1 protein-coding gene is annotated in these 686 nt (G+C 48.8%); it reads right to left on the reverse strand.

Annotation, left to right across the window (positions count from 1 at the left end; all coding sequences use genetic code 11):
• Window positions 1–108: 108 nt before the first annotated feature.
• Window positions 109–686: transposase (locus QW71_RS36520; protein ID WP_235441665.1), on the reverse strand; the 578-nt coding region annotated here is incomplete at its 5' end.

Raw genomic sequence — 686 nt, forward strand, 5'->3', positions numbered from 1 at the left:
GCCGGACAGAAAAACTCGGGGGATTCTCCGGCTTCCAGTTCATACGAACACTCGGCCACTATAAATTCAGGTACGGGATCCAGCATTCCGCATTCCACACACACATAGTCAATCCATACCTCTGGCTCCTCTTCTTCCTCCCAGGGATTCCATCGTTCCAGTTCTTTGGCTTGTTCCTGTTCGTTCTCTTGTCCTCGTGCTTTTTCCATCTCTTCTCATCCCCCATTTTCTTTGGTTTGCGTATTCTCGCTCCTCGTCATAATAATAAATTCGCCCATATTCTGCATGCCAAATCACCACAAGCACTTCTGCAGGAAAAGTCATCTCGATTTGTTTATGTACCATGAACCGCCACAGATTAATGACCTTCTGCGATTCTTTGTTTTTCCCCCGGCTGTACAGACCATAGCGTCCCACCATCCGAAAATGCTTTGGAGGGATGTGCTGCACCACATCGTAGATAAATTTCATCACCGGCGATACCACATCCACCCTTTTCCCCGTTCGGTGATCCTCATACCAATAATGCACCTTGTGGTAGTCATAGCTCACGACACGGTATTCTGCTATCGCCGGACGTGCTAAGTACCGCCCTATATATTTCGCGGCTCCCCTCGCATCGTTCATTCGCTGCTCTGCATTCACGTAAAATCCCTGCGGGTACCGCTGGTATAGCTCATTCACCA

This window comes from Paenibacillus sp. IHB B 3415, from assembly GCF_000802655.2.
Classification (GTDB): domain Bacteria; phylum Bacillota; class Bacilli; order Paenibacillales; family Paenibacillaceae; genus Paenibacillus_AQ; species Paenibacillus_AQ phytohabitans.